The sequence below is a fragment of the Bradyrhizobium sp. CCBAU 25360 genome, assembly GCF_028128695.1.
Lineage (GTDB): Bacteria > Pseudomonadota > Alphaproteobacteria > Rhizobiales > Xanthobacteraceae > Bradyrhizobium > Bradyrhizobium ottawaense.
In genome coordinates this window covers 618,803-642,960 of sequence record NZ_LBJA01000043.1, presented here as the reverse complement: position 1 = coordinate 642,960, position 24,158 = coordinate 618,803, and the positions used below count along the sequence as shown (strand labels likewise).

The 24,158-nt window shown below is 63.8% G+C and carries 23 protein-coding genes; 16 read left to right on the top strand and 7 right to left on the bottom strand.

The genetic code is table 11. The annotated features are described in order from the left end of the window. Nucleotides 1-4 precede the first annotated feature (4 nt). The 3 genes from XH81_RS29945 to XH81_RS29935 form a co-directional block, all read right to left on the bottom strand. Nucleotides 5-2,155 (bottom strand): adenylate/guanylate cyclase domain-containing protein, encoded by a 2,151-nt coding sequence (locus XH81_RS29945; RefSeq protein ID WP_028142298.1) that lies wholly within the window; start codon nucleotides 2,153-2,155, stop codon nucleotides 5-7. An 18-nt stretch (nucleotides 2,156-2,173) separates the two neighbouring features. Next, nucleotides 2,174-2,842, bottom strand: a complete 669-nt coding sequence (locus XH81_RS29940; RefSeq protein WP_028142299.1) for a hypothetical protein — start codon at nucleotides 2,840-2,842, stop codon at nucleotides 2,174-2,176. Nucleotides 2,843-3,029: 187 nt separating this feature from the next. After that, nucleotides 3,030-4,151 carry an HD domain-containing phosphohydrolase gene (locus XH81_RS29935; RefSeq protein WP_271596495.1) on the bottom strand — a complete coding sequence of 374 codons (1,122 nt, stop codon included), beginning with the start codon at nucleotides 4,149-4,151 and terminating at the stop codon, nucleotides 3,030-3,032. Between the two features lie 271 nt (nucleotides 4,152-4,422). On the opposite strand from XH81_RS29935, the gene XH81_RS29930 reads away from it, so the two are divergent. The 13 genes from XH81_RS29930 to XH81_RS29870 all read left to right on the top strand — a co-directional run bounded on the left by XH81_RS29930 (nucleotide 4,423) and on the right by XH81_RS29870 (nucleotide 17,186). Further along, nucleotides 4,423-4,746, top strand: a complete 324-nt coding sequence (locus tag XH81_RS29930; RefSeq protein WP_018317042.1) for an STAS domain-containing protein — start codon at nucleotides 4,423-4,425, stop codon at nucleotides 4,744-4,746. After that, nucleotides 4,746-5,111 (top strand): response regulator, encoded by a 366-nt coding sequence (locus tag XH81_RS29925; RefSeq protein WP_018317043.1) that lies wholly within the window; start codon nucleotides 4,746-4,748, stop codon nucleotides 5,109-5,111. The genes XH81_RS29930 and XH81_RS29925 overlap by 1 nt, the downstream gene beginning before the upstream one ends. Beyond that, the gene (locus XH81_RS29920; RefSeq protein WP_271596494.1) at nucleotides 5,108-7,180 is read left to right on the top strand and encodes a chemotaxis protein CheA; all 2,073 of its coding nucleotides are present in this window, start codon (nucleotides 5,108-5,110) and stop codon (nucleotides 7,178-7,180) included. The genes XH81_RS29925 and XH81_RS29920 overlap by 4 nt, the downstream gene beginning before the upstream one ends. Further along, nucleotides 7,180-7,641 (top strand): chemotaxis protein CheW, encoded by a 462-nt coding sequence (locus tag XH81_RS29915; RefSeq protein WP_038974359.1) that lies wholly within the window; start codon nucleotides 7,180-7,182, stop codon nucleotides 7,639-7,641. The genes XH81_RS29920 and XH81_RS29915 overlap by 1 nt, the downstream gene beginning before the upstream one ends. A 37-nt stretch (nucleotides 7,642-7,678) precedes the next feature. Beyond that, the gene (locus XH81_RS29910) at nucleotides 7,679-9,376 is read left to right on the top strand and encodes a methyl-accepting chemotaxis protein (protein ID WP_028142303.1); all 1,698 of its coding nucleotides are present in this window, start codon (nucleotides 7,679-7,681) and stop codon (nucleotides 9,374-9,376) included. A gap of 62 nt (nucleotides 9,377-9,438) precedes the next feature. Next, nucleotides 9,439-9,927, top strand: a complete 489-nt coding sequence (locus XH81_RS29905) for a chemotaxis protein CheW (RefSeq protein WP_028142304.1) — start codon at nucleotides 9,439-9,441, stop codon at nucleotides 9,925-9,927. Nucleotides 9,928-9,988: 61 nt separating this feature from the next. Then, nucleotides 9,989-11,794, top strand: a complete 1,806-nt coding sequence (locus tag XH81_RS29900; protein ID WP_271596493.1) for a methyl-accepting chemotaxis protein — start codon at nucleotides 9,989-9,991, stop codon at nucleotides 11,792-11,794. 136 nt (nucleotides 11,795-11,930) lie between these two features. Next, nucleotides 11,931-12,785, top strand: a complete 855-nt coding sequence (locus tag XH81_RS29895) for a CheR family methyltransferase (protein WP_028142306.1) — start codon at nucleotides 11,931-11,933, stop codon at nucleotides 12,783-12,785. 16 nt (nucleotides 12,786-12,801) lie between these two features. Further along, nucleotides 12,802-13,893, top strand: a complete 1,092-nt coding sequence (locus XH81_RS29890; protein ID WP_271596492.1) for a protein-glutamate methylesterase/protein-glutamine glutaminase — start codon at nucleotides 12,802-12,804, stop codon at nucleotides 13,891-13,893. A 5-nt stretch (nucleotides 13,894-13,898) separates the two neighbouring features. Further along, a complete protein-coding gene (locus XH81_RS29885) occupies nucleotides 13,899-15,623 on the top strand; it encodes a chemotaxis protein (RefSeq protein WP_333913874.1) in 1,725 nt (574 codons plus the stop codon). Between the two features lie 141 nt (nucleotides 15,624-15,764). Then, nucleotides 15,765-16,211, top strand: coding sequence for a hypothetical protein (locus XH81_RS29880; protein WP_028142308.1), 447 nt, complete (start codon nucleotides 15,765-15,767; stop codon nucleotides 16,209-16,211). Between the two features lie 108 nt (nucleotides 16,212-16,319). Continuing rightward, nucleotides 16,320-16,601: a hypothetical protein gene (locus XH81_RS29875; protein WP_028142309.1), complete on the top strand. Its 282-nt coding sequence runs from the start codon at nucleotides 16,320-16,322 to the stop codon at nucleotides 16,599-16,601. Nucleotides 16,602-16,739: 138 nt separating this feature from the next. Then, entirely contained in the window at nucleotides 16,740-17,186 is a 447-nt protein-coding gene (locus tag XH81_RS29870; protein WP_038949582.1) for a CHRD domain-containing protein, read from the top strand. A 145-nt stretch (nucleotides 17,187-17,331) separates the two neighbouring features. On the opposite strand, the gene XH81_RS29865 is transcribed toward XH81_RS29870, so the two are convergent. From XH81_RS29865 to XH81_RS29855, 3 genes are all read right to left on the bottom strand, one after another. Next, on the bottom strand, nucleotides 17,332-17,697 hold the full coding sequence (locus XH81_RS29865) for an antibiotic resistance protein VanZ (protein WP_018317055.1): 366 nt from the start codon (nucleotides 17,695-17,697) through the stop codon (nucleotides 17,332-17,334). A 138-nt stretch (nucleotides 17,698-17,835) separates the two neighbouring features. Next, nucleotides 17,836-19,422 (bottom strand): EAL domain-containing protein, encoded by a 1,587-nt coding sequence (locus tag XH81_RS29860; RefSeq protein ID WP_028142311.1) that lies wholly within the window; start codon nucleotides 19,420-19,422, stop codon nucleotides 17,836-17,838. A 701-nt stretch (nucleotides 19,423-20,123) separates the two neighbouring features. Then, complete coding sequence (locus XH81_RS29855; RefSeq protein ID WP_162832246.1) at nucleotides 20,124-20,297, bottom strand: hypothetical protein; 174 nt, start codon at nucleotides 20,295-20,297, stop codon at nucleotides 20,124-20,126. A gap of 972 nt (nucleotides 20,298-21,269) precedes the next feature. Here XH81_RS29855 and XH81_RS29850 point away from each other — a divergent pair. From XH81_RS29850 to XH81_RS29840, 3 genes are all read left to right on the top strand, one after another. Continuing rightward, entirely contained in the window at nucleotides 21,270-21,560 is a 291-nt protein-coding gene (locus XH81_RS29850; RefSeq protein WP_028142313.1) for a hypothetical protein, read from the top strand. 42 nt (nucleotides 21,561-21,602) lie between these two features. After that, nucleotides 21,603-22,019: a hypothetical protein gene (locus XH81_RS29845; RefSeq protein WP_028142314.1), complete on the top strand. Its 417-nt coding sequence runs from the start codon at nucleotides 21,603-21,605 to the stop codon at nucleotides 22,017-22,019. 189 nt (nucleotides 22,020-22,208) lie between these two features. Beyond that, complete coding sequence (locus XH81_RS29840) at nucleotides 22,209-22,445, top strand: hypothetical protein (protein ID WP_240536527.1); 237 nt, start codon at nucleotides 22,209-22,211, stop codon at nucleotides 22,443-22,445. Nucleotides 22,446-22,456: 11 nt separating this feature from the next. Here the strand turns inward: XH81_RS29840 and XH81_RS29835 are convergent, their stop codons facing one another. Continuing rightward, on the bottom strand, nucleotides 22,457-23,656 hold the full coding sequence (locus tag XH81_RS29835; RefSeq protein WP_028142316.1) for a hypothetical protein: 1,200 nt from the start codon (nucleotides 23,654-23,656) through the stop codon (nucleotides 22,457-22,459). Between the last annotated feature and the right edge of the window lie 502 nt (nucleotides 23,657-24,158).

Genomic DNA, 24,158 nt, shown 5'->3' with positions numbered 1-24,158 from the left:
GCCGCTACTTCCCTTCCAGCGTATTCACCGGAGTCCAATCCGCAGGCGGCGGATTGGCGGTGAATGCCTGGGCGCGTTTTGCAAACAGCGCCGACGCCGGATCGGTCTTTGCCGTCTGCCCGAACGCATCGGCCGCCTTCGCAAACTCCCTTGCACGCCAGCACGCCAGTCCTTCCGCATAAGCTGCGGTCACCTTCGCCTGTTCGGCACTCTCCACGTCCCTCTCCGCCAGCGGCTCGAACACCTTGATGGCCTCGCCGCGGCCCAGCACCCTGATCGCGTCCAGCTCGCGCCAGGCGAAGGCGTCGCCGCTCTGCGTCATCGTCGTCTCCGAGGCCATGATCGCGGTGCCGTAATATTTGTTGGCGCCCTCGAGCCGCGAGGCGACGTTCACGGTGTCGCTCATCACGGTGTAATTGAAGCGGCGGCGCGAGCCGATATTGCCGACCACGGCTTCGCCGCTGTTCAGCCCGATGCGATGCGACAGGCCGTGACCGGCGAAGGCGGGATTGCTCGCATTGAGCTCCGACAGCTTCTCATGGCACTTCAGCGCGGCGCGAACGGCGTTGGCGGCGTGTGCGGGATCGTCGGCCGGTGCACCGAACATCGCGACGATGGAATCGCCGATGTATTTGTCGACGTAACCGCCATGACCTTCGATGATATCCGTCATGGCGGACAGATATTCGTTCATCAGCGTCACCAGTGCTCCCGGCGTCATGGTCTCGGCAATGGACGAGAAACCGCTGAGGTCGGAGAAGAACATGGTGACGTTGCGCATCTCGCCACCGAGCGCCGGCATCTTGCCGGAGGTGACCATGGTCTCGATGACCTCGGGCGCGAGATAGAAGGCAAAGCTCTTGCGCAGGAAGCGCTCGTCGCGATCGGCCAGCATGAATCGGTAGCCGATCATGATCGCGAGCGCGGCAAGGCTGGCGAGTGCCGGCTCCGTCAACGGCAGCGCCAAGGCATGGACGAACGCGCTGACGGCTACGGCTGCATAAACGAGGGTGAGGGCGGACCACGTGAGCAGCGCGCCACTCGGTGCGAGCAGGCAGGCTGCGCAGGCGATGATCGCCGCGAACGCGATCGTGAGAATGGTACGCATCGGGAAGCCGAGCTCGGTCACGGCATCGCGCTCGATCAGATTTCGGACCGCGGTGGCGTGCACGAACACACCGGCGATGTCGCTCCGGGACTTTTGCACGGTGCTTGCCGGCGCGGGCAGGGCACATCGTGCCGCCGGCGTGCCGTCATACCCGCCGGCCAGGCGCATCGAGGTGAGCTTGCGGTCCTCGAAATTCAGGACCGTACCAAGCAGCACGACCTTGCCGTCGAAAGCGCGGCGAAAAAAGTCGCGGTCACCCTTTTCGACGCAGGCGCGCAGATCGACGAAAGAGTAGGTCGGGATGTCGCGTCCCAGCCCCCGGAAGTTGAGCGCCATTGTATTCGGCACGGCACTCGGGATCGCGTAGCCGGACAATTCGGTCGCGCCAGAGGACGCAATCTCGGGCTTTGCGCCCGCCGCGCGCGCAGCGAGCTCGACCGCCATCGCGGGGACCGGCCGCCCCTCGATGGCAAAGCTCAGCGGCATCCGTCGGATGACGTCGTCGTGGTCGGTGTGGACATTGAGCGCCCGCACGGTGTTGCGCACGGCGACTTGCTGGGCGCGATAGGGCACTTCCGGATGGTCATTGCTCAGGATTTCGCCGAGCACCAATTTGCCGCTGTCGGAGATTTGCCGAAGCGCGATCAGGTAATCCCGATCGAATCCCTTCATGCGGCCGCCAACGGCGGTGTCGCCAAAAGGAATCTCCGATTGCTCGATTGAGCTCGGAAAGATGACGTCGAAGCCGATCACCTTGGCGCCGCCCTCGGTGATGCTGCCGAGCACCCGGCCGATCTCGCGCGTCCAGGTCTGCGTCGGCGATCCCTTGAACGGTGGTGTGTCGTAGGTTTCACTGTCGATCGCCACGACGACGACCGGCGATGTCGCGGTGTTGCGGCTGTCGCCGAGAAGCCTCCCGCGCATCGCCGTGAGGATGTCGAGCGAAAGGCCTTGCAGGGTCTGAAGCGGCGGCGACGTGAAGATCGCGCCCGTGAGGAGCGCAATCAGGGTCGCCGCAACGATGTCCCGTCCCCCGATCCGCCGCATCGCCCGGTCGCAGGCTGCTTATTCGAGCCGCAGCAGGCGGCCGATGATCGGGGTCGGCGCCGAGGTAGCGCTGGCATCGACCTGGAAGGTGTAACGCTTGGCCCCGAGGCTCGCGACATAGCTGCCGCCCGGGGTCAGCGATTTCCCGGCCTTGGCAAAGTCATAGAATTTGCCGCGGATCATGATGTCGTTCTTGAGCGGCACGCTGATCGTGGGTTCCTTGCCGTCGGTGCGCTCGATCACCAGCGTGCTGCCGCTCTTGGCCTGGATCAGGGGCGCGACGCCATAGATCGTCGGCAGCTTGGACGGAGCGCTCTTGGCGTCGGACCGCATGGTCCGGAACGTGGTCGCCGCACTCTGGTTCGCCTCGCGTTCGGAGAGCTGCGCCGCCTTGGTGTCACAGGGCACCTTGGCGCGCTGCACGTCGCCGAGCTGCACGGTGCTCTGCTCGGCGCCGACCAGCACGACGCCCTCGCTGATGGTCTCGCGCAGGCAGGATTTGAGATAGCTGAGCGTAATGCTGGCCTTGGGCCCGAGCTTGATGATCTTGCCCGCGGCGACATAGTCCATGAACTCGACGCCATCGACCTTGCCTTGCACATCCTCGACGATCGCGGCCGGCGTCTCTGCCAAGGCAGTGGCCGCAGTACAGAACGCGCCGACAACAGCGCCGATCAGGCTTCTCATGACTATTCTCATTCAATTCGACCGATAATTTGCTGGTCCCCGTCCCGGTCCGATTTTTAGCATCGGAGGCGCCCAGGCAAGTGTGACCAGAATCACTCTTTGATTATTGGTGCACTCTAGCAGGAAGTGGTTCAAGCCGGCCATCGCCGACAAAGGAGGGGGCCAAGCTGTTGGCCGGACGGCGAAATCAGGTGGCCGTGACAGCCTCGGGCGAACGGCCCTCGGCCGGAGACGCCATGATCGGAGTGAGCGGAGCCTCGGCCTTGTGAAACGGCGTCGCCCGCTCACCGGAGATCTCGACCACCTCGTCCCAGCGCGACAAGAAGGCCTCGACGCAGGCCGGATCGAACTGCCGCCCCTTGTTCTCGACCAAATAGCCGCGGGCCACCTCGATCGGCATCGGCTCTTTATATGGTCGTCGTGTCGTCAGCGCGTCGAAGACGTCGGCCACCGCGACCACGCGCGCGGCGACCGGAATCTCGTCTGCCTTCAGACCGTTTGGATAGCCCGCACCGTCCCAGCGTTCGTGATGGCCTGCGGCAATTTGCGCACCGAGCTGGATCAGCTCGCAACCGGAGTCCGCCAGGATCCGCTCGCCGATGGTTGCATGGGTGCGGATCACCGCCATCTCGTCGTCGGTCAGCCTGCCGGGCTTGAGCAGAATGTTGTCGGGAATGGCGACCTTGCCGACGTCATGCAGGGGCGCGGCCAGATAAATGTCGCGGCAAAGCCGGGCCGGCAGTCCGAGCTGCTCGGCGATGATGCGGCTGTACCTGGCAACCCGCAGCGTGTGCTCGCCGGTGTCGTTGTCACGGTATTCCACCGCGAGCGCGAGCCGCAGGATGATCTCCTCCTCGCGTTCGCCGAGCTTTCGTGTCGCGGCTGCGACTTCGCTGGCCAGATGCGCCGCACGGTCGTTGAGCTTGCGTACGGCTGCACCAAGCTGAATCAAATTCCGCAGGCGCACCGTCATCTCGACGCTCTGCGGCTGCTTGGGCAGGAAATCGGTTGCACCGGCCTGCAGCGCTTCCATCTTGACGTCATCGGTCTGTCGCGACGTGATCATCGCGATCGGGATGTCGGCACAGCCGGGCAGGGCACGGAAGGTGCGGATGAAGCTGATGCCATCCATGTGCGGCATCTCGTAGTCGACCAGCACGAGATCGAAGCCGCGTTCGCGCGCGCAGGTCAGCGCTTCCACGGGATCGAGGAAGGTGGTGGCCTCGACCAGGCCTTCAGCCTCGATGTGACGTTTCAGGAAGTTGAGGACGGAGCGGCTGTCGTCAACCAGAAGTGCTTGGGTCAGCATCGGCGGCCGGGGCTCTCTTCGCTGGCAAAGACACGAACCCACGCCATAACCCGAGCGAATTTAACGCGAAGCAAATGCGCCGTACGGGAGCAACCGCGCCGCGGATATGCGCGCCGCGCATGAAAGATTTCAGGAGGCTGTGCACGCCTGCATACAGTTGCGCGAATTCCGCGAGAATGTGACCCGTAGTTGTACGGATGCCCGTGTTAGGGGTTTGCTCACCGGATTCGCGTCAAACGAGTAGTGGAATTTTAGCAAAGGCGGGGCAGCGATGGCGCTCAATCCCACGGAGCCGAAGTGGTCGTTGCGGTTGCCCGCCGATTGCAGCATCGCGGCCATTCGCAATGTCTATGAGCTCATTCGCGAGGCGTTCGGCCGCCAGGAGCGGCTCGAGATCGACTGTTCGAGCGTCGACAAGGCCGACGTGACCTCGATCCAGCTTCTGCTGTCGACAGCCAAGACGGGGCAGGCCCAGGGCCGCCCGGTGGTGCTGACCTCATTCTCACAGTCTCTTCGCAACACCCTTCGCCGCGCCGGCTTCACCAGCGAGGCGATGATCGATCAGCATTTCCCGCAAAAGAAAGATGGCACCTAATGGCCACGATTCTGACCGTCGACGATTCCCCCAGCATCCGGCAAATGATCAAGGTGGTGCTCGAGCCGGCCGGTCACAGCGTGATCGAGGCCGGCGATGGTGCGCAAGGGCTCGCCAAGGCGCAGGCCGGCAAGCTCGATCTCGTGATCACCGACCTCAACATGCCCGTCATGAACGGGCTGGAGCTGATCCGGGCGCTGCGCAAGCTGCCGAGCGCGGTCGGCATGCCCATCGTGTTCCTGACGACTGAATCCAACGACACGGTGAAGCAGGAAGCCAAGAGCGCCGGCGCCACCGGCTGGATCACCAAACCGTTCAAGCCTGAGCAGTTGCTCGCCGTGGTCGGCAAGCTGGTGCGCGCATGAGCGCAATGGACCCGACCGAGGTCTTTCGTCAGGAAGCCAGCGAGCTCTTCGAAGTTCTTGAAGGGGCCCTGCTCGATCTCGGCCAGCGTCCCGACGACCGCGAACTGGTCGATTCCGCCTTCCGCGCCCTGCATACGATCAAGGGCTCGGGCGCCATGTTCGGCTTCGACAAGGTCGCCTCTTTCACCCACGAATTCGAGACCGCCTTCGACCGCGTCCGCAAGGGCGAGATCAAGCCGACCCAGGAGCTGATCTCGGTCGCGCTCGCCGCCAAGGACTACATCCGCGCGTTGATCGAAGATCCCCAGTCGACCGACGACATCATCGGCGAGGCCATCCTCGACGACCTCAAGCGCTTCGTCTCGGCCGACCAGCCGGGTGCAGCGGTGATGGAGATTGCCGAAGCCCCGCTGCTGGCTCCCGCCGGGAGCAACCAGGCCGGCTGGCACCTCTATCTGGAATTCGAAACCCATATCCTGCGCAACGGCTCGAATCCGCTCGACCTGCTGGAAGACCTCTGCAAGCTCGGCCCCTGCTTCGTCGTGCCTGTCACCGACGGCGTCCCGTTCCTCGACGAGATGGAGCCGGAAGACTGCTATCTGAAGTGGGACGTCAAGCTGCACGCGGCCTGCGACAAGGATGCGATCGACGACGTCTTCATGTTCGTCCAGGACGAGATGAAGCTGACGCTGTCGCCCCTGGAGCATGTCGAAGCGCCTGCGCCGGCACCGCTGTTCCAGCTGCTCGACGAGGAGCTGGCTCCGGTAGTCGAGCCTGCGCCGCCGGTCGAGGCTGCTGCCGCGCCGGTCGCCGAGCAGCTCGTCGCAAAGGCGGAGCCGAAATCGGAATCAAAGCCTGAACCGAAGCTCGAGGCCAAGCGCGACGATCGCGGCATCGCCACCGTTCGCGTCCAGGCCGAGCGCCTCGACGAGCTGATGGACCGCGTTGGCGAGCTCGTCATCGCCCAGGCGCGGCTGACCCAGCTCGCCGCTTCCGGCTCCGACCTCTCGATCAAGATGATCGCCGAGGAGATCGAGCGCCTGGCCTCCTCACTGCGCGATACCACGATGGGTGCGCGCATGGTGCCGATCGGCTCGCTGTTCGGCCGTTTCCGCCGCCTCGTGCATGATCTGTCGCGCGATCTGTCCAAGCCCGTCGAATTCGTCACCTCGGGAGAAGATACCGAGCTCGACAAGACCATGATCGAGTGCCTGGCAGATCCGCTGGTGCATCTGATCCGCAATGCCGTCGACCACGGTATCGAAGACACCGCCACGCGCGCCGCCAATGGCAAGACCGAGCAGGGCCGGATCGAGCTCGCGGCCGTCCATTCCGGCGCACAGGTGCTCGTCACTGTGAAGGACAATGGCGGCGGCCTCAACACCGCGCGCATCCGTGCCAAAGCCGAAGAGCAGGGGCTGATTGCGACTGGCGCCGTGCTCACCGATCATGAGATCCATCAGTTCCTGTTCCATCCCGGCTTCTCGACCGCGCAGACCATCTCGGCGCTGTCGGGCCGTGGCGTCGGCATGGACGTGGTCAAGCGTACCATCGAGAACATGCGGGGCTCGATCGACCTGTCGACCCGGCCAGGCCAGGGCACCACGGTGACGCTGCGCCTGCCGCTGACGCTGGCAATCATCGAAGGTCTTCTGATCCGCGTCGGCGAAGGCCGTTACATCATTCCGCTGTCCGCGGTCGAGGAATGCATCGAGCTGACCGCCGAGGACGAGCGCTCCCGCGGTCGAAATTTCCTCAACGTGCGCGGCAATCTCGTGCCCTTCCTCCGGCTGCGCGAGATCATGACGGCATCGGGCACGCCCGACCGTCATCAGAAGACGATCATCATCTCGACCGGTGAGACTCACGTCGGCCTCGTCGCCGACCAGATCATCGGCAACCACCAGACCGTGATCAAGTCGCTCTCAAAGCTGCATTCGGATGTCACGATGTTCTCGGGCGCGACCATCCTGGGCGATGGCACGGCGGCATTGATCCTCGACGTCGCGCAGCTCGTCGCGTTGGCGCAGTCGAAGGTCGAGAAGCAGCATATCAGCGAGGCGGCGTGATGAACGATGGTTTGGCTGGCGAACGGCAGGCTGACGCGATGCAGGTCGTGATGATCGGCCTTGGCGAGGAGAAGTTCGCGCTCGACGCCGGCCTCGTGCGCGAGATCATCGATCCCGTCCCCGTGACCAAGGTGGCAGGCGCGCGCGCCTTCGTTCCCAGCGTGATCAACGTGCGCGGCAACGTCATTCCGCTCGCCGACCTGCGCATCCGCTTCGGCATGCCGCAGCTCGATGATTCCGCCGATACGCGCATCGTGGTCATCGAGCTCGAGCTCGACAGCGAGCCGGTCCTGGTCGGCGTCACCGCCGACAAGGTCTACGAGGTCACGGAGATCTCCCAGACCGACGTGCAGCAAACACCGCGCGTCGGCATGCACTGGAAGCCGGAGTTCATTCGCTTCATTGCCAAGTGGCGTGAAGAGTTCGTCATCGTTCCGAACATGGAACGCATTCTAAATTGAGATGAGGTCTCGGGCGAGACCGGGGTAGGGGCTGGAAATGAGATTTACCGTCAAGGCAAAGCTTGCCAGTGCGTTCGGCGTGATCATCGTCCTGTCCGGGATCGCGGGCGGCGTGGCTTACATGAAGCTCGGCGACATGATGGCGACCGCCGACAGCATGGTTCTGCGCGCAAACCGCATGGAAAAGGCGACGCAGATCGAAAAGGACATCCTGCTTCAGCTGCGCGCCGAGAAGAACTCGGTGCTCGGCACGGAGGCTCAGGCCGAACAGTTTGCCGCCGAGGCCGCCAGGCTTCGCGAGGAAGCGATGAAGACCAGGGACGAAGTCTACGCGCTGGCGAGCGAGGGCGGCAGGAAGCTGCTCGACAGCTTTGCAGCCACATACGCGAAGATGAATACCTACCAGGAAGAAACGATCCGGCTGGCGAAGACCGACAAGACGAAGGCCATGGAGCGCTCGATGGGTGACGGCCGCAAGGTCGTCGCAGACGCGATGGAATCCATGGGCGCCTATGTCGCCAATACGAAGAAGCAGATGGCAGAGCAGGCCGTCCAGTCCAAGGCAGAGGGGCACCAGGCCCAATTCCTGCTGATGACGCTGATCGGCATCTCGCTGGCGGTCGCGATCGGGGCTGCGCTCTGGATTTCCATCTCGATCAGCCGTTCGCTCGGAAGGGCCGTTGGCCTTGCAGGTGCGGTCGCTGAGGGCGATCTCAGCCAGACCATTCCTTCGGCGAGCAACGACGAGATCGGAGATCTCATCAAGTCGCTGAATGGGATGGTCGAAAAGCTCCGGCAGATCGTCGCCGAGGCAATCACTGCGGCGCAGAACGTCTCCGCCGGAAGCCAGGAGCTGTCCGCGAGCGCCGAGCAGCTCTCGCAAGGCGCGACCGAGCAGGCTTCGTCCGCCGAGGAAGCCTCCTCCTCGATGGAGGAGATGGCCTCGAACGTGAAGCAGAATGCCGACAACGCCAACCAGACCGAGAAGATTGCGGGGCAGTCGGCCAAGGACGCCGAAGCCAGCGGTGTCGCCGTGGGCCGTGCCGTCGAGGCGATGCAGACCATCGCCGAGAAGATCACGATCGTGCAGGAGATCGCACGCCAGACCGACCTGCTCGCGCTCAACGCGGCCGTGGAAGCCGCGCGCGCAGGCGAGCACGGCAAGGGCTTTGCGGTGGTCGCCTCCGAAGTGCGTAAGCTTGCCGAGCGCAGCCAGGCCGCCGCAGCCGACATCGGGACGCTGTCCACGGAGAGCGTGAAGGTCGCCCAGGAAGCCGGCCAGATGCTGTCCAAGCTCGTGCCCGACATCAAGAAGACCGCTGAGCTGGTCGAGGAGATCACCGCGGCCTGCCGCGAGCAGGACGTCGGCTCGGCCCAGATCAACCAGGCGATCCAGCAGCTCGACAAGGTCGGCCAGCAGAACGCCAGCGCCTCCGAGCAGGTGTCGTCGACCTCGGAAGAGCTCGCCTCGCAAGCCGAGCAGCTGCAGTCCACCATCTCGTTCTTCCGGATCGAGCAAGCTGCGCGCCGAGAGAAAGCGGCAGCCGAGCCGATCGACCGCGCCGTCGGTCAGCTCCGGGCCAAGGCTGCGCACATGGCGGCCGCCGATCGCGGCATGAAGAAGCCGGTGCCTGCCCGCAAGCCGGCACGTGCGATGAAAGTCGCCGGTGGCGGTGGCTTCGCCTTCGACATGAATGACGGCGAAGACGATCGCGACGCCGAGTTCCAACGCTGATCAACCGGTCCGGCCTTATGCCGGACCGTGCCCATTCCCAATCTGGAATCCTGGACTGCATCATGGCCGCAACCTCGCAATATCTGACGCTCGGGCTCGCCGGCGAGACGTTCGGCATCAGCATCCGCAACGTCCGGGAGATTCTCGACATGCGGCCGATCTCGCGGCTCCCGCACGCGCCGAACTTTCTGCTCGGCATGATCGACGTGCGCGGCAGTGGCTATCCGATCGTCGATCTCAGGAACAAGCTCGGCCTGCCCAGCGTGGCCGCCACCGAAGCGACCCGCATCATCATCCTCGACGTGCCGATGAAGGACCGCCTCGTCGGCGTCGGCTTCGTCGCCGATTGCGTGTTCGAGGTCACCGACATCGACGAGCAGGCGATCGAGCCCGTGCCAGAGGTCGGCGGGAAATGGCAATCGGACTATGCCGGCGGCATCGGCCGCAAGGGCGAGAAGTTCGTCGTGATTTTCGATCTCGCCAAGCTGATGGCCAATGACGAAGTTCCGGAAGGCCGCGACACGGCTACAGATGCGCCTCGCGCCGCCTGAGTTTGCAAGAGTGAAGCGTGGTCACGCGTAATCACCCCAATTCGAACCAACGAGACTGAAAATGAGATTCACCGTCAAAGCCAAGCTCGCCAGCGCGTTTGGCGTCGTCATTCTTCTGTTCATGGTAGCAGGCGCCGTGAGCTACATGAAGTTGTCCGACATGGCCGCGACCGCAGATTCCATGGTGCTTCGCGCCAAGCGGATGGAGAAAGCAGCCGAGGTCGAGAAGATCATCTGGCAGCAGGTCAGGGCGGAAAAGAACGCAATTCTGGGAACGCCAGGCGAGGCCGAGGAATTCGCGGTGAACGCGGCCAAGCTCCGCGATGAGGCCATGAAGATCAGGGACGAGGTCCATGCCCTCGCCAGCGAAGGCGGCAGGAAGCTGCTCGACAACTTCGCCAGCGCCTACGCCCGAATGAACGTCTATCAGGAAGAGACGATCAGGCTGGCAAAGACCGATAAGACCAAGGCAACCGAGCGCTCGATGGGTGACGGGCGCAAGGTGGTTGCAGATGCGACGGAGGCGATGGGAGCCTATGTCGCCAATACGAAGAGGCAGATGGCCGAGCAGGCCGTGCAGTCCAACGAAGACAGCCGTCGCGCCCAGTTGGTTCTGATCGTCCTCGTCATCGTCTCGCTCATCGTTGCCGCGATCGGCGCAGTCTGGATCTCGCTCAATATCAGCCGGTCCCTCGCCAAGGCCGTCGGGCTGGCGGATGCCGTCGCGATCGGCGATCTCAGCCACAAGATCGATACGTCCAGCAACGACGAGATCGGCGATCTCGTGAAATCCCTGAACGCGATGACCGCCAATCTGAACGCCACCGCGGCCGTCGCCAACGAGATCGCGCAGGGCAACCTCACGATCGAAGCCAAGCCGCTGTCGGACAAGGACACGCTGGGCCTTGCGCTCGAGCGCATGGTGGAGAAGCTTCGCCAGATCGTGTCTGAAGCCCTGACCGCGGCGCAGAACGTCTCCGCCGGCAGCCAGGAGCTCTCGGCGAGCGCCGAGCAGCTGTCGCAGGGCGCGACCGAGCAGGCCTCGTCCGCCGAGGAAGCGTCCTCCTCGATGGAGGAGATGGCCTCCAACGTGAAGCAGAACGCCGACAACGCCAACCAGACCGAGAAGATCGCCGCGCAATCCGCCAAGGACGCGGAGGCCAGCGGCGCTGCCGTTGGCCGCGCCGTCAACGCGATGCAGACCATCGCCGAGAAGATCACGATCGTGCAGGAGATCGCACGGCAGACCGATCTGCTCGCGCTCAACGCCGCGGTCGAGGCCGCGCGCGCCGGCGAGCACGGCAAGGGCTTTGCGGTGGTCGCCTCCGAAGTGCGCAAGCTCGCCGAGCGCAGCCAGGCCGCCGCGGCCGAGATCGGCACGCTCTCGGCCGACACCGTCAAGGTGGCGCAGGAGGCGGGCTCCATGCTCTCCAAGCTGGTCCCTGACATCAAGAGGACCGCCGAGCTCGTTGAGGAGATCACCGCGGCCTGTCGCGAGCAGGACGTCGGATCGGCTCAGATCAACCAGGCGATCCAGCAGCTCGACAAGGTCGGCCAGCAGAACGCCAGCGCGTCCGAGCAGGTGTCGTCGACCTCGGAGGAACTCGCTTCGCAGGCCGAACAGCTTCAGTCCACCATCGCCTATTTCCGCATCGAGCACGGCGTGAAGAGCCAGGCACCGGCGCCGATCGACCGGGCTGTGAGCCAGCTGCGCGCCAAGGCGGCCAACATGGCGGCTGCCGAGCGGCCGGCGAAAAAGGTCGTGCAGGCCAGGCCCGCCCGCGCCGTGAAGGTTGCCGGTGGCGGCGGTTTTGCCTTCGACATGCATGACGGCGAGGACGATCGGGACGCCGATTTCCAGCGCTAGGAGTTTTGCGGGCCGGTCTGCCCTGGGACGGTGGACCGGTCTTCTTTCAGCGGTTGTTTAAACGCGTAGGATTCGAGATGGCCCGTACGGCCCGACATTCAGTGCAGGTGGCCGTCGCGGACCGGGGCCGGCGGCCATGATGCCCGCCGTACAGGATACGGCCGTGCATCTATCGGACCGCCACTTCCGCACCATCGCCGAACTGATCGAGGGCCAGGTCGGCATCAAGCTGCCGCAGGGCAAGCGGCTGATGCTGGAGGGGCGGCTGCACAAGCGCGTGCGCGCGCTCAACTTCACCGGTCTCAACGAATATGTCGAGAACCTGTTTGAGGCCGATCATTTCGATACCGAGCTCACCCATCTCATCGATGTGGTGACGACCAACAAGACCGACTTCTTCCGCGAGCCGCAGCACTTCACCTTCATGCGCGACGTCGCGATTCCCGGCCTGCTCAAGTCGCATGGACGCAAGAACGCGAACCTGAAGATCTGGAGCTCGGCGAGCTCCACCGGCATGGAGGCCTACACCACCGCGATGGTGCTGGACGACATGACGCGGAACGGATCGCGCTTCCAGTACCGCATTCTAGGGACCGACATCTCGACCGCGGTGCTGCGCCTCGCCAAGACGGCGATCTACACGCGCGACGTGCTCGGCCCGGTGCCGGAGCAATTCGTGAAACGATATTTTTCGACGTCGCGGGACAAGTCGCGCGGTGAGGTGCGGGTCGTACCCGAGCTGCGGCGCGCGACACATTTCATGAGGATGAACCTCATGGACAAGTCCTATCCGGTCGATCGCGATGTCGACATCATCTTCTGCCGCAACGTCCTGATCTATTTCGAGCGCGAGACCCAGCGCAAGGTGGTCGAGCAATTGTGCAGCCATTTGCGTCCGGGCGGCTATTTGCTGGTCGGACATTCGGAATCGATGATTCACAGTGCCGTGCCCGGGCTGAAGCAGGTTCAGCCAACCATTTTTCAGGTCTAGCCGGAGCGCAACCAAGATGCCGAGGGAGAAGGTTCGCGTACTGATCGTGGACGATTCGGCGTCGGTGCGCCAAATCCTGCAGACGATTCTCAACGACGATCCCGATATCGAGGTGATGGGAGCGGCCTCCGATCCTTTCGTGGCGGCGAAGCGCCTCCAGAACGAGATCCCCGACGTGATGATCCTCGACCTGGAAATGCCGCGCATGGACGGCATGACGTTCCTGCGCAAGATCATGGCGCAGCGCCCGATCCCGGTGATCATCTGCTCCTCGCTGACCGAAGAGGGCTCGAACGTGATGTTCGAGGCGTTCGAGGCGGGCGCGGTCGACATCGTGCCGAAGCCGAAGATCGATACGCGGCAGGCGCTGCTCGAATGCTCGACACGGCTGCGCGAGGCGGTGAAGTCGGCTGCGCGCGCGCGGGTGCGCCCGCGTGCGGAACGCCGGGCCATCGAGAAGAAGCTGACCGCCGACGCCATCATCCCGCCGCCGGTGCAGGGCAGGGTCCGGCCGACGACGGAGCGCATCGTCTGTATCGGTGCGTCGACCGGCGGGACCGAGGCGCTCAACGATGTCCTCGAGATGCTGCCGGCGCACTGTCCGCCGCTTGTCATCGTCCAGCACATGCCGGCAGGCTTCACCGCGGCCTTTGCCAAGCGTCTCGACGGCGTCTGCCAGATCAAGGTCAAGGAAGCCGAGGACGGTGAGCCGGTGTTGCCGGGCTGCGCCTATATCGCGCCCGGCGCCCGCCACATGCTGCTCCAGCGCATCGGTCTGCGCTACCAGATCGCGATCAAGGACGGCCCGCCGGTGTCGCGGCATCGCCCCTCAGTCGACGTGTTGTTCCGCTCGGCGGCCCAGCATGCCGGCGCCAACGCGCTCGGCGTCATCATGACCGGGATGGGCGACGACGGCGCGCGCGGGATGCTGGAGATGCGCAAGCTCGGCGCCTCGACGCGGGCGCAGGACGAAGAGAGCTGCGTGGTGTTCGGCATGCCCAAGGAAGCCATCGCCCATGGCGGCGTCGAAAAGGTCGTTTCGCTGCATCACATCCCGCGGGAGATCATGCTCTGGTATCAGGCCGGGCACGCCGCGGTGGCAGGTTGATGGCCATGTCGCCCGTTCCGGCCAACACACTTACCGAGGCAACCACCGCGATCGAGGACGTCTCCTCGCGCATCGAAGACGTCTTTGCGCGCGTCGGTCAGCAACTCGGACGCGGCCACCTCATCTTCAAGGAGCTGAACCAGGGCTTAGCTACGCTCTCGGGTGAGCTTTCCGGCGCCGAGATCGAGGGCGCCGCAACGGCGCTGCAGGAGATCGCGGCGCGGCTGAGCGAGTTGGCGCAGGCGCTGCCGGCGGAGAGCGCGCTGCTGGAGACGATCGGCAAGAGCACGGCAGAGGCGTCTTCGTTGCTCAAGCCGCTGTTCAAGCACATCGGGATGATCACCATCATCGCGCGCAGCGCGCGGATCGAGGCGGCCTCGCTCGACGGCGACCGCGAGGGCTTTCTCGCCTTCACCCAGGAAGCCTACGATCTCGGCAGGGCCGTGCAGCGCTCGATCGAAGGCTGCGCGCGGGACCAGCAGCGTCTGTCCGAAGCGGTTGCCACCGCCTCCGGCCGGCAGAAGGAGTTCGAGAGCCGGTATCGGGCCCAATTGGTGTCGGAAAGCGCCGAGCTCGGCGCGGCCTATTCGGGGTTACGCGACCAGCGCAGCAAGAGCAGCCATTTGGCCGACCGCGCCAGTGCCAGCACCAGGAAGATCGCCGAGGCGGTCGGCAGCGCGATCATCTCGCTGCAGGCGGGCGACAGCACGCGTCAGCGTCTCGAGCACGTGTCCCATGGCCTCGGCCTTGCGTCGGAATCCGCGCCGAGCCTCGTTCCTGAAACGGTGCCGAGCGATGACGGCGTGGGTGCGATTTGCCGGTTGCAGGCGGCCCAGCTCAGGGATGCCCAGCGCGAGTTCGGCGGTGACGTCGGTCAGATCGTCGGCGCACTGACGGCGATCCTGCACGATGCTGGCGTCGTCGGCCACGGCCGCACGCTGTTCGGCGGCGAGGAGGGCGGCTCGTCGTCGTTCCTGACGCGCATCAAGCAGACGCTGGCACACGCATCGACCCTGATCGCCACCTGCGAGAGTGCCGGCCGCTCGGTCGACGAGGCGCTCGCGATCGTCGAGGACACGCTGACGAAATTTCGCCAGGCGATCGCCGGGCTTGCCGAGGCGACCGTCGACATCACGCTGATCGGAATGAATGCCGGCCTCAAGGCGAGCCATCTCGGCAGCCGCGGCAGCGCCTTCGTCGTCATCGCCAACGAGCTCAAGGCGACCGCCGACCAGGTCTCCGCGGGGGCGGGGCGCCTGAGGCCCGTGCTCGATGGTATCGAGCGCTCGGCCAATGAGCTGAAGGAGCTCCGCGTGCAGGGTGATCCCACCCAGCTTGCCAAGCTCGAGCCGCAAATCCTTCAGGCGCTGCGCGAGGTCGAGGCCGGCAATGAACGGCTCGGCAAGCTGATGAGCCGGCTCGTCGACGAAGGCGCGGAGTTCGAGAGGCTGATGAATTCGGCTCAGGGTCTGATGACGAGACTCGGCGAAAGCTCCGCAGCCTTGCCTGCGGTCGCCACGCGGCTCGAGACTGCGAGCGCAGGCGCGCAGCGGCTACAGCCAGAGCTGCGGGATCAGGCGATCCTCGACGATCTCTTCGCGCGCTACACGATGGAGCGCGAGCGGGACGTTCATCGCGAATTCCTGCAAGCGGTAGGACTTAAGTCGATCGCCGCGACGCGCCGGGTCGAGGCGGTCGAGACCGCGGATGACGGCATAGAATTGTTTTGACGACGTCGCCGCGGGCTGCGGCGTCAATTTGACGGGTTGGCTTTGCAGGGCGTTAACCGTCGCGGAATACTCGCCGCGTCGGTCATTGTCGCGCCCCAGAGTTGGTTGCAAATACCAGTGAATTTTACGGCGGACATTTCCATGATGCGAGACGGCAAATATGCGGCCTGGTTCAGGACCCCGCGCGGCCAGGGCACGGGCATCGTGCATCTGGCGGACGGACGGATCTCCGGCAGCGACAGCTTCTTCACCTATGGCGGCTCCTATCAGTTCGGTGACGACCAGCGCTTCACGGCCGTCCTGACCACGCGGCGCTATGCCGAGGGGCCGCCGACCGTGTTCGGTCTGGACGAGGTCGAGGTCCGCCTCGCCGGCGTGTGCAGCGGTGCGATGGCGACCTGCTCCGGAACGGCCAGGGAAGCGCCCGACGTGATGTTCGAGGTGACGCTGATCTACAGCCAGGAGGATGCGCCGGCGACGGAGGCTCGAGGCGCCGTCGTGAAGCTCAATGACAAATTGCCCAAGGGCCTCGACAGCCGTTCGCGGCCGCGCCAATTTCCCGCGCCTTCCAGGCCTCCCGCATCTTAGTCTTGCGTTGACGCTATCGCAGCGAAGCGGGCTGCGACCGCGGCGCGGCAACGGTGCATTTAGGCGCAGAGATCTAGGATGAGGCGGCAATCAGGGACGGACGAGACCATGCCTCAGATCTGGATGACATACGACGAACTGGCGACACTCAGCGGCTGTACGCCGGCAGAAGCCAGAATGCGGGCCATCCATCTGTCGCTCGACCGTCGCAAGAGCCGCGACGGCGCAACGCGCGTCAAGCTTGACCTCGCGCTGACGGCCAGGTTCTTCGCGTCCGTTCGCGAGGCGGATTTCGATCTCGACGGCGCCATCGCCGCGCTCCAGAGCACGCACAGGCAGATGGCCGAACTCCTGGCCCCGACCGGGTTCCGCGAGCGCGGGGCAGCGTAGCCTCGGACCGGCGGCGACAGCGACGCCGGTGGTATCTCCGATAGCCTTTGGCGAATCAGGCATAGACTCGTCTCCGGAATTTCAAGCCGGGGCCGGGGTTTCAACCGCATCGGGCCGTAGAGCCTGTAGGAGAATGCCATGAGGAAAGCCAAGTATCGGGTCGGCGTGACGCTGTTGGGAACGGTGATGCTCGGTGGGCTGCTGATCGTCACAACCGCGCCGTCACGTGCGGAGGTCGTCAAGCTGCAGGCCGACCTCAAGGGCAGCAATGAAGTGCCTCCGAACGGCTCGTCCGGTTCGGGCAAGGCCGAGGCCGCGTTCGACACCCAGACCAAAGTTCTGACCTATACGATTACGTTTGCCAATCTGACTGGTCCGGCGATGGGCGCCCATTTTCATGGCCCCAGTGATGCGGGCAAGAACGCCGGCATCGCTTTGCCCTTCAAGACGGTCCAAAGTCCTATCCAGGGCAGCGCCACGCTCACGGATGCCCAGGCGGCGGACCTGTTGGCCGGCAAATGGTACGCGAACATTCATACGGCCGCAAACCCAGGCGGCGAATTGCGCGGGCAGATGATGAAGTAGGGGGATGTCGCCCTAAAGCGCGATGCGATTAGGATGGATCGTCATCACGCTTTAGGTTGTTACTTAAGCATGATCTTTCGGAAAACCGCTGCGCACTTTTCCGGATCATGCTTTGGCGCTGAAGAATTTGTCAGCGCCGTGGGCCTCAGGCTGGCGGCCGAGGTAAGAAGGCCAGGATCGTCTGGGCGAGAATGACGCCGACGGTGCCTCCTGCTGCCTTTTGCAGCACGTCCAGGAAACCCGGATCACGATCGGGGGTCAGCGTTTGCAGGACTTCCAGCCCCATTGCGACTGCGATGACGAGCGAGCAGGCCAAGGCGAGCCGGCCGGGCAACAGGAAGGCGAGCAGGAAGCCCAACAGGCCATAGGCGCTGAAGCGCTCGATGACGACGATCCAGTAGGCCTCGTGATGCCCCATCAGCGCCGGCCGCCCCGCCAACCTTGCCAAGGTGGCATAGGCGATGAGGGCAAGGCAGATTCCCGCGGCTGCGATGAGGTGATTTCGACGCATGGCCCACCATAGCGGCTCGAGGGCCATTCCGCTTCGAAAGACGAGAATATCGTTAAAGCGCCTCGTCGTTCTTCCGGGGCAAGGACTGCCCAAAACCTGGCCGCCATCGCCGGCCGGGAGGCCGTGCAGCGAAGATGGTCAGGCCACCAGGACGCCGCCGGCCGGCGCTGCGGATGCGGAGTGGCGGCGTGAATCGACCAACTCGCTGAATTTCGCAAAGGGCAGCGGTGCGGCGACGAGATAGCCCTGTCCTTCCTCGACGCCGGAGGCGATCAGGGCGCGGCGCTGCTCCTCGGTCTCGATTCCTTCTGCTACGACCGTCATGCGGAAGTCCTTGGCCAGCGCGACCAACATCTCGACGATCGTCGTGGTCGATGCATCCACGGTGATGGTGTCGACGAAGAACTTGTCGATCTTGATGGTGTTGGCGCCGAGCCCCTTCAGCCGCGACAGACCGCTGTGACCCACGCCGACGTCGTCGATTGCGACGCGGAAGCCATGGTCACGCAGCTCGGCCACGACGGTCGCGGCGTGCGCGAGATCGTCGAGCTCGTCGCGTTCGGTGACTTCAATCACGATCTGGCGTGCGGAGATTCTCGCCGCCAGGACCGTGCGACGCAGCGTCTCGACGAAGCCGGCACTCAATAGGTGCTTGGGCACGACATTCACGGACATCTTGAAGGTCTTGTCCGCCTTCAGCACGCCCTGCAGTTCGGCGAGTGCCGATTTCAGGATCTGCCAGGTCATCACCTGGATGCGCCCGCTGGATTCGGCCAGCGGAATGAAGTTCATCGGCGGCACCACCGAGCCGTCCCGACGAACCCAGCGCGCCAGAATCTCGCAGCCCGTGATCTGGCCGGTCCTGAGGTCGAAGATGGGTTGGTAGTAAGGCTTGAATTCGCCGGCCGCGAGGCCGCGATCGAGATCGGCGACCGGTCCTTCCATCCGGCGGCTGCGTGCCAGCAGGATGCCGAACAGTGCGCCAAGCCCAAGGGCCACCGCGAGCGCCGGCCAATAGGCCTCGCTGTTCCAGCTCGAAAGCACGGCGTGCTCGAGCCGGATCGTGGCGTGAAGCGGGAAGCGCGTGGAATGCCTGTCGAAGCTGATCGGCTCTGACAGGGGCCTGTCGGCGTCGAGCCGGAATTCGCCGAGCTTCTCGCCATTGCTCAAGGCGAGGATCACCTCGCTGTGTGCGCGCAGCTCGGCGGGCATGAGATCGAACAGGCCGGCGTTGATGCCGACGATGGCGACCAGCGCGGAGCTGCGATTGACGTCCCTGAGCACGCCCAATGCGTCGCCGCCGAACTGCTCCACGCGGAACAGCGAGAGCGTCTTGTCGTGCGAGGGCAGCATGTCGCGGCGATCCGCCCATCCCTTGTCGAACTCCAGCGTCTCGGAATAGGCCGAGCAGATCACCGATCCGTCCGGGTTGACGAGACGGACGTCCTTGATCGCCGAGCGCTGATAGACGTGGAGCCGGATGGCTTGCAGCGCTGCCGGTGCGCAGCTGGCAAGATCACGGTTGGCGAGTTCGTCGAGGCTGGCCGCGGCGAAATCGACCGCAAATTCGGAGCGGCGCAGAACGACCTCGGTCAGCTCGTTCAGTTGGTGCGCCTGCTGGTGGCGAATGACGCCGTCTGCCGCAAAATGGCCCGCCAGCCCGAACGCCATCGTGCTCGCAATAACGAGCGCCGCAAACGAGAGGTTCGGCCGCTGTAATCTCATCCGGTCCAGGCGGAAATCAGGAGAGGCTTTGTGACTGATCTTGGGAATTGATTTTGGGAATTGATTCTAGCCAGCGGGGGCTAAGATAGGGTTTAACGGGCGGACCGGTCCGGAAGGGCTACCGAGTGGTTGCCTGACTGATGGTCGCGCGGCCCGAGCATTGAAAGTTGAGCAGTATGATCAGGACGTTAAGCCTCCTCCTGTCGTTGGTCGTCGGAATCTCCGTGGCTTGGGCGCAGGGAACCAAAGACCAGCCATCGGGCAATCAGCCCACTACCCGCAGCGGCACGGCGACGAATTCCGGTTCGGACAGCATGGGTGGTGCTTTCAAGGGGACGGGGACACCCAACTACGGCACCAGCCCCGGGATGGGTTCCCAGAAGAAGACGCGCAACTAGGTCTGAATAGGCCGGGCGGACTGAAGGCAGGACGCTTGGTCGCGCTCATCGGGGGCGGGCGGAGACGGCCTCTGGATAAGCTCTGCCTGACCTGTCGGTGTGGGGCGCGGCGGGATCACTGGCGACCCGCAGCCGAAGCACCACAAAAGCGATGTTAATCGCCAGCCAAATCAACATTGCGGAAATGGCAAAATGGACCACTGCCAGACCTCACTGCGAAGTCTGGATAACACCCAGTGATTGCTTTGGTTCCGTCCTGCATTGTGAAAAGCTGGACGGGTCCTCGACGAACTGTTTCCAAGACTAGCCCTTCTTCCCGGTCTTAGGCTTCAGCGAAAGACCAAGCCGCAATGCCATGCGCTTGATCGCATCAGGCGAGCGTCCGAGAACCTTCGCCGCCTCTTCCAGCGAAGCCGAAGACTTGGCCAGCTCCATGAGCCGGCGGTCTTCTTTGAACGACCAGGGCTTGCGCGCCATAACCGAAATCATCCTCTTGTCGACACAACGACAAAGCCGCCAAGCGACCCATGTTCGCTCGACGGCTTTGCTTGGGTGGGGCCGGGCTTGGGGGAGCCCGGTGCGAAGATGGATATGCGATCGGTGAGACTTCGCAACAAACAACGCGGATTAAGCTAACTGCTCAACCTTACCGCGATGAAATCGACGCGCGACGCTCCGTATAACCACGGTGTTTCGCTGGCGAATCCGATGCGCGCCTTCCGACGGTCGCTTTCAGCCGCGCCGGTCCAACGTTTGAAGCGCCAAATGAACGAGGGTTCATGGTGTCGGCCTGTCGAGTTCTGGTAAAAAGAACTGAGCCTCTTCTCCGCGCTCTGTGCCCTCGCGTGCCGACCAATCTTCAAGCATCACGTTGCACAAACTTCATCTTCGTCTGACAAAAGTTTCAGCGGTGACGATCTTGAAGTCGACACAACGAAAAGATGAAAATGAGCGCGGGAGGAACGTTCCGGCAAACGTGGGAACATTCCAATGTTAGCTGCCTTGGTTTTGATTTCGATTTTCGCCGCGGGCTTTGGCTGCGGCTATGGCGTACGGGCGTGGCGTTCGCGGAAGCGATCGGCACGATATCGTCTTTACGCACCCTATACCCCCGCCTCGATGGAAGCCGGTCGTACCCAGCGGCCATCGTAACCGCGGGACTGCGCGCGTATTGCCCCATGGTCGTGGCGAAGTCGAAATAACCATGTGCGGTTAGGTTAATCTGTCGCCGTCCTTGAGGGCCCAGGAAAGGCAACCTAAGACGGATCAGTTCATTGCGAATTCGAGTCCTCTATTTCCGGAGGGCGCGCGGGTAGGCGTAGATGACGTGGCTGATTGCGTTGCTGGGCGCGACGACTTGCGCTCTTATTTTGATTGCGTTTGTTTGTAGCTATGGCCGGCATCTGAGAGATCTTCCAGGTCCTTGGATCATGAGCGAGGGTCATTCAAATGATTGATCAACGGCAGAACGCGCCGCGCAGATATTTTGTTGACGCGCAAGGGCATCGTGTTCTGATAGGCCTGTCGCTGGAGGAGACGGCGGAATTCGAGGCGCTGGATCTTGCACCGAAGGAAACGGTGCAAATCGTGGCCGAAGCCCGCGCAGGCACGGGAGCGGCCGCGGTTGACGACGTTCGGTGGCTCGAGCTCTATTCCAAGCACGAAGGAGCCTGGCGGGCCTGGATCGCACAAAGCCAGGCGGGGCGGACGCAGGATTTAGGCTTTGTTAACTATGCCTGACCGATGGTAGCGGCTTAGATCTCGAAAATGGGGATGGCCCACATGTTTCAGCTGTTCCTGAGAGCACGCGCGCACAACCTCCTCGGCTCCCGCCGTGAGGACAAGGGCTTCAAAGCCCGCTCCGCCGAGCGTGATGCGGAGACAGACCGCGCGAGGGTCGACGCCGTTATGGTCGCCATCGACACCGCGCTACGAGATGCGGAGAGGGAGCAGGTCGGCCTTAGTCGACGTGTCGATGACGCGCTGGCGCGAGCATCCGTCACCTTTGGAAACGGCACCGACGAGTACCTCGAGCGGGAGGCGCTCGACAATCATCACCAGGATCTCTTCGCGGCGGACATCTCCAATGGCCAGCGGCGGCTCAAGGAGCTGGCAAGCACCATTGCTCATTTGAAGTTCGTCAAGACCGCAATGCTCACGCGTTTTCCGAATTTCAAGCCGCCGCAGCTCAACAGCTAGTATTGGAGTTCTTGCTGCGCGCGCTCGGCCATCCTTCGAGACGCCCAGGGCAGACCGCGTGACAATTCGGCGCCGCTTTGCCGTTTGGCGCGTCGATCCTTTTTGCTATGGTCCCGGCAAGCATTCACGCTTCGAGGGAGCAGCAAGGTGCCGGTCAGGAATATGCGAAGGTTGGTTGGATTGGCATGCGTGTTGACGTTGGCTGCGCCGGCGACGGCGTCGGCCATCACTGCCGAAGTGGCGCGCGCATGCGAAGCGGCGGTGGCCAAGGCCTTTCCGCCCAGGCAAATCGGCAACCCGGCGGCCGGGAGTGCCAAGGGAACGGCCAAGGATCAGCGCGCATATTTCCAAAAATGCGTCGCGAACAACGGTAAGGTCGACGACGTGCCGGCGGAGGCGGCCAAGGACGGCAAGCCTAGTAAGTAGCGGCCGTCGATCTAACGCGGCGGCGGGCAGGGAGAATAGAACGCGCCGTTCGCCGCGTTGATGCGTTCGACGCATTGGTTGGGATCGGTGATCGTCCCGGCCACGGTGAAATCGTAGCCGATGCCTTTGACGACGACGATGTAGCGGCCCGGCGAAAGCGTGAAGCCGTCCTGCTCCGGTTGCAGCAACAGCATCCTCTGCTGATCCTCGACCGGCCCCACTTTGTAGGGGTAGGACATGCTGCGAATGACCCAGGAATCGCCCGCGCTGACTATGGCGGCCTTGCCGGAGGCATCGACGCCCATTGACCGGGACACCTTCGCGACGACTCGAACCTCGGTCACGCTTGCCTCAATGCTTCCGTCCGGCCTGAACACGATGAAGTTGACATCTCCGCTTGTCAGGGTCGTTGCACTCGGCGTGTTGATGGCCGCCGAGATCGCAACGCGGCGGTCTGGAATCTTCCCGGGGACCGGCTTCAGTTCCTGGAGTTGCCCCTCGTTCAGCGCGTAGACGCCGAAGGTCGTCGGCAAAGGCATGGAGGGGTGTGCAGGTGGCGCCGGCTCCTTTGCGCTGTCGGGCGATCGTTCGACACTCGCGCTCTCCGACGGGGTCGGGACGGGGGCCGGCCGGGGCTCGGGGCTGCCCGGCGCGCGCTCGGATGGCAGCACCAACTGTGACAGTGCGGCCACTTGCGTCCTCAAACGCGGCCAATAGATCACCGCGCTGCTGGCGCCGGCCATGAGCAGGAGAATGCCGGCCAGTCGAACCAGGAAAGTGAAGGCGCCGCTCCGCTTGGGCTGCGAAGCCACGGGACGGCGCGCGGCTTCCGCGTCCTTCGCAGCAGGCGGCGAAGCGGAAACGGGTGACGATATCGGAATAGGCGGGGGAGCGGGGGTCTGGACGGACGGGGGAACCGGAGCTGCGGTTGCCGCAATTTTTTGCGGCTCAGACGCGGCGCTACGCTCGAAGGAACGCTCGACCTCCTTGATGGCACGTTCGAGGACTTGCTGAAACTCGCGCGATTCCCGCGCGTCGGCATGCGTAAATTGCTCCATAAGCTTGACGCGCGCCAGCTCATAGACAATCTCCCGCATCTGCCGGGGATCGTCGGATACGGCGCGGATGCGGCTCGACAGGAGACGGATAAACCCGGCTTTGATCTGTTGCGCCGAGGGAGCGTTGGCTGCAGTTTCACCGGAGTCGGTCATCAAGGCCGATCAAGTAGCCCGGATAGGGCTATTTCGCTAGGTCTTTCCGCTTCAAACGTCTCGAGTTGAGCCGGTTTGGCTTCGATTGGCGGGTCCGCAAAGGCCTCGCGCGGTGTTCGAAGGTGCTTGCTTTTGGGCGAGAACCTGTGACATTTCGCCAAGCTCTTCTCTTTCTGGTGCTCGACCATGCGCGGCGTTCTAGCAGTCCTCACGGTTTTGACCTTCGTGGTTTCGCCTGCCGTTGCGCAAGGGACCAAGGATCAGGCCAACACCACGAGCTCGAGCATCATCACGACCCCCACGAAAAAGGCGCAGACCAATCAGGCTGCTTCGCGGCCGACCGCCGTTCGGAACCTTTCAGGCAGGCTGCCTGCTGGAAAGTCGGCCCAGGGTGTCTGGCGAGACGGCAAGCTGGTTGCCGTCCCCCGCTAAGGTTCACCCAACGAACCGTGAAGGAACGGTGATCGCCTCCCTGACGTTCATGCTCGGGAGATATCGTATG

Coding starts and splice junctions, on each gene's coding strand:
- XH81_RS29945 (WP_028142298.1), bottom strand. CDS start 2,155: ATGCGGCGGATCGGGGGACGGGACATCGTTGCGGCGACCCTGATTGCG.
- XH81_RS29940 (WP_028142299.1), bottom strand. CDS start 2,842: ATGAGAAGCCTGATCGGCGCTGTTGTCGGCGCGTTCTGTACTGCGGCC.
- XH81_RS29935 (WP_271596495.1), bottom strand. CDS start 4,151: ATGCTGACCCAAGCACTTCTGGTTGACGACAGCCGCTCCGTCCTCAAC.
- XH81_RS29930 (WP_018317042.1), top strand. CDS start 4,423: ATGGCGCTCAATCCCACGGAGCCGAAGTGGTCGTTGCGGTTGCCCGCC.
- XH81_RS29925 (WP_018317043.1), top strand. CDS start 4,746: ATGGCCACGATTCTGACCGTCGACGATTCCCCCAGCATCCGGCAAATG.
- XH81_RS29920 (WP_271596494.1), top strand. CDS start 5,108: ATGAGCGCAATGGACCCGACCGAGGTCTTTCGTCAGGAAGCCAGCGAG.
- XH81_RS29915 (WP_038974359.1), top strand. CDS start 7,180: ATGAACGATGGTTTGGCTGGCGAACGGCAGGCTGACGCGATGCAGGTC.
- XH81_RS29910 (WP_028142303.1), top strand. CDS start 7,679: ATGAGATTTACCGTCAAGGCAAAGCTTGCCAGTGCGTTCGGCGTGATC.
- XH81_RS29905 (WP_028142304.1), top strand. CDS start 9,439: ATGGCCGCAACCTCGCAATATCTGACGCTCGGGCTCGCCGGCGAGACG.
- XH81_RS29900 (WP_271596493.1), top strand. CDS start 9,989: ATGAGATTCACCGTCAAAGCCAAGCTCGCCAGCGCGTTTGGCGTCGTC.
- XH81_RS29895 (WP_028142306.1), top strand. CDS start 11,931: ATGATGCCCGCCGTACAGGATACGGCCGTGCATCTATCGGACCGCCAC.
- XH81_RS29890 (WP_271596492.1), top strand. CDS start 12,802: ATGCCGAGGGAGAAGGTTCGCGTACTGATCGTGGACGATTCGGCGTCG.
- XH81_RS29885 (WP_333913874.1), top strand. CDS start 13,899: ATGTCGCCCGTTCCGGCCAACACACTTACCGAGGCAACCACCGCGATC.
- XH81_RS29880 (WP_028142308.1), top strand. CDS start 15,765: ATGATGCGAGACGGCAAATATGCGGCCTGGTTCAGGACCCCGCGCGGC.
- XH81_RS29875 (WP_028142309.1), top strand. CDS start 16,320: ATGCCTCAGATCTGGATGACATACGACGAACTGGCGACACTCAGCGGC.
- XH81_RS29870 (WP_038949582.1), top strand. CDS start 16,740: ATGAGGAAAGCCAAGTATCGGGTCGGCGTGACGCTGTTGGGAACGGTG.
- XH81_RS29865 (WP_018317055.1), bottom strand. CDS start 17,697: ATGCGTCGAAATCACCTCATCGCAGCCGCGGGAATCTGCCTTGCCCTC.
- XH81_RS29860 (WP_028142311.1), bottom strand. CDS start 19,422: ATGAGATTACAGCGGCCGAACCTCTCGTTTGCGGCGCTCGTTATTGCG.
- XH81_RS29855 (WP_162832246.1), bottom strand. CDS start 20,297: ATGGCGCGCAAGCCCTGGTCGTTCAAAGAAGACCGCCGGCTCATGGAG.
- XH81_RS29850 (WP_028142313.1), top strand. CDS start 21,270: ATGATTGATCAACGGCAGAACGCGCCGCGCAGATATTTTGTTGACGCG.
- XH81_RS29845 (WP_028142314.1), top strand. CDS start 21,603: ATGTTTCAGCTGTTCCTGAGAGCACGCGCGCACAACCTCCTCGGCTCC.
- XH81_RS29835 (WP_028142316.1), bottom strand. CDS start 23,656: ATGACCGACTCCGGTGAAACTGCAGCCAACGCTCCCTCGGCGCAACAG.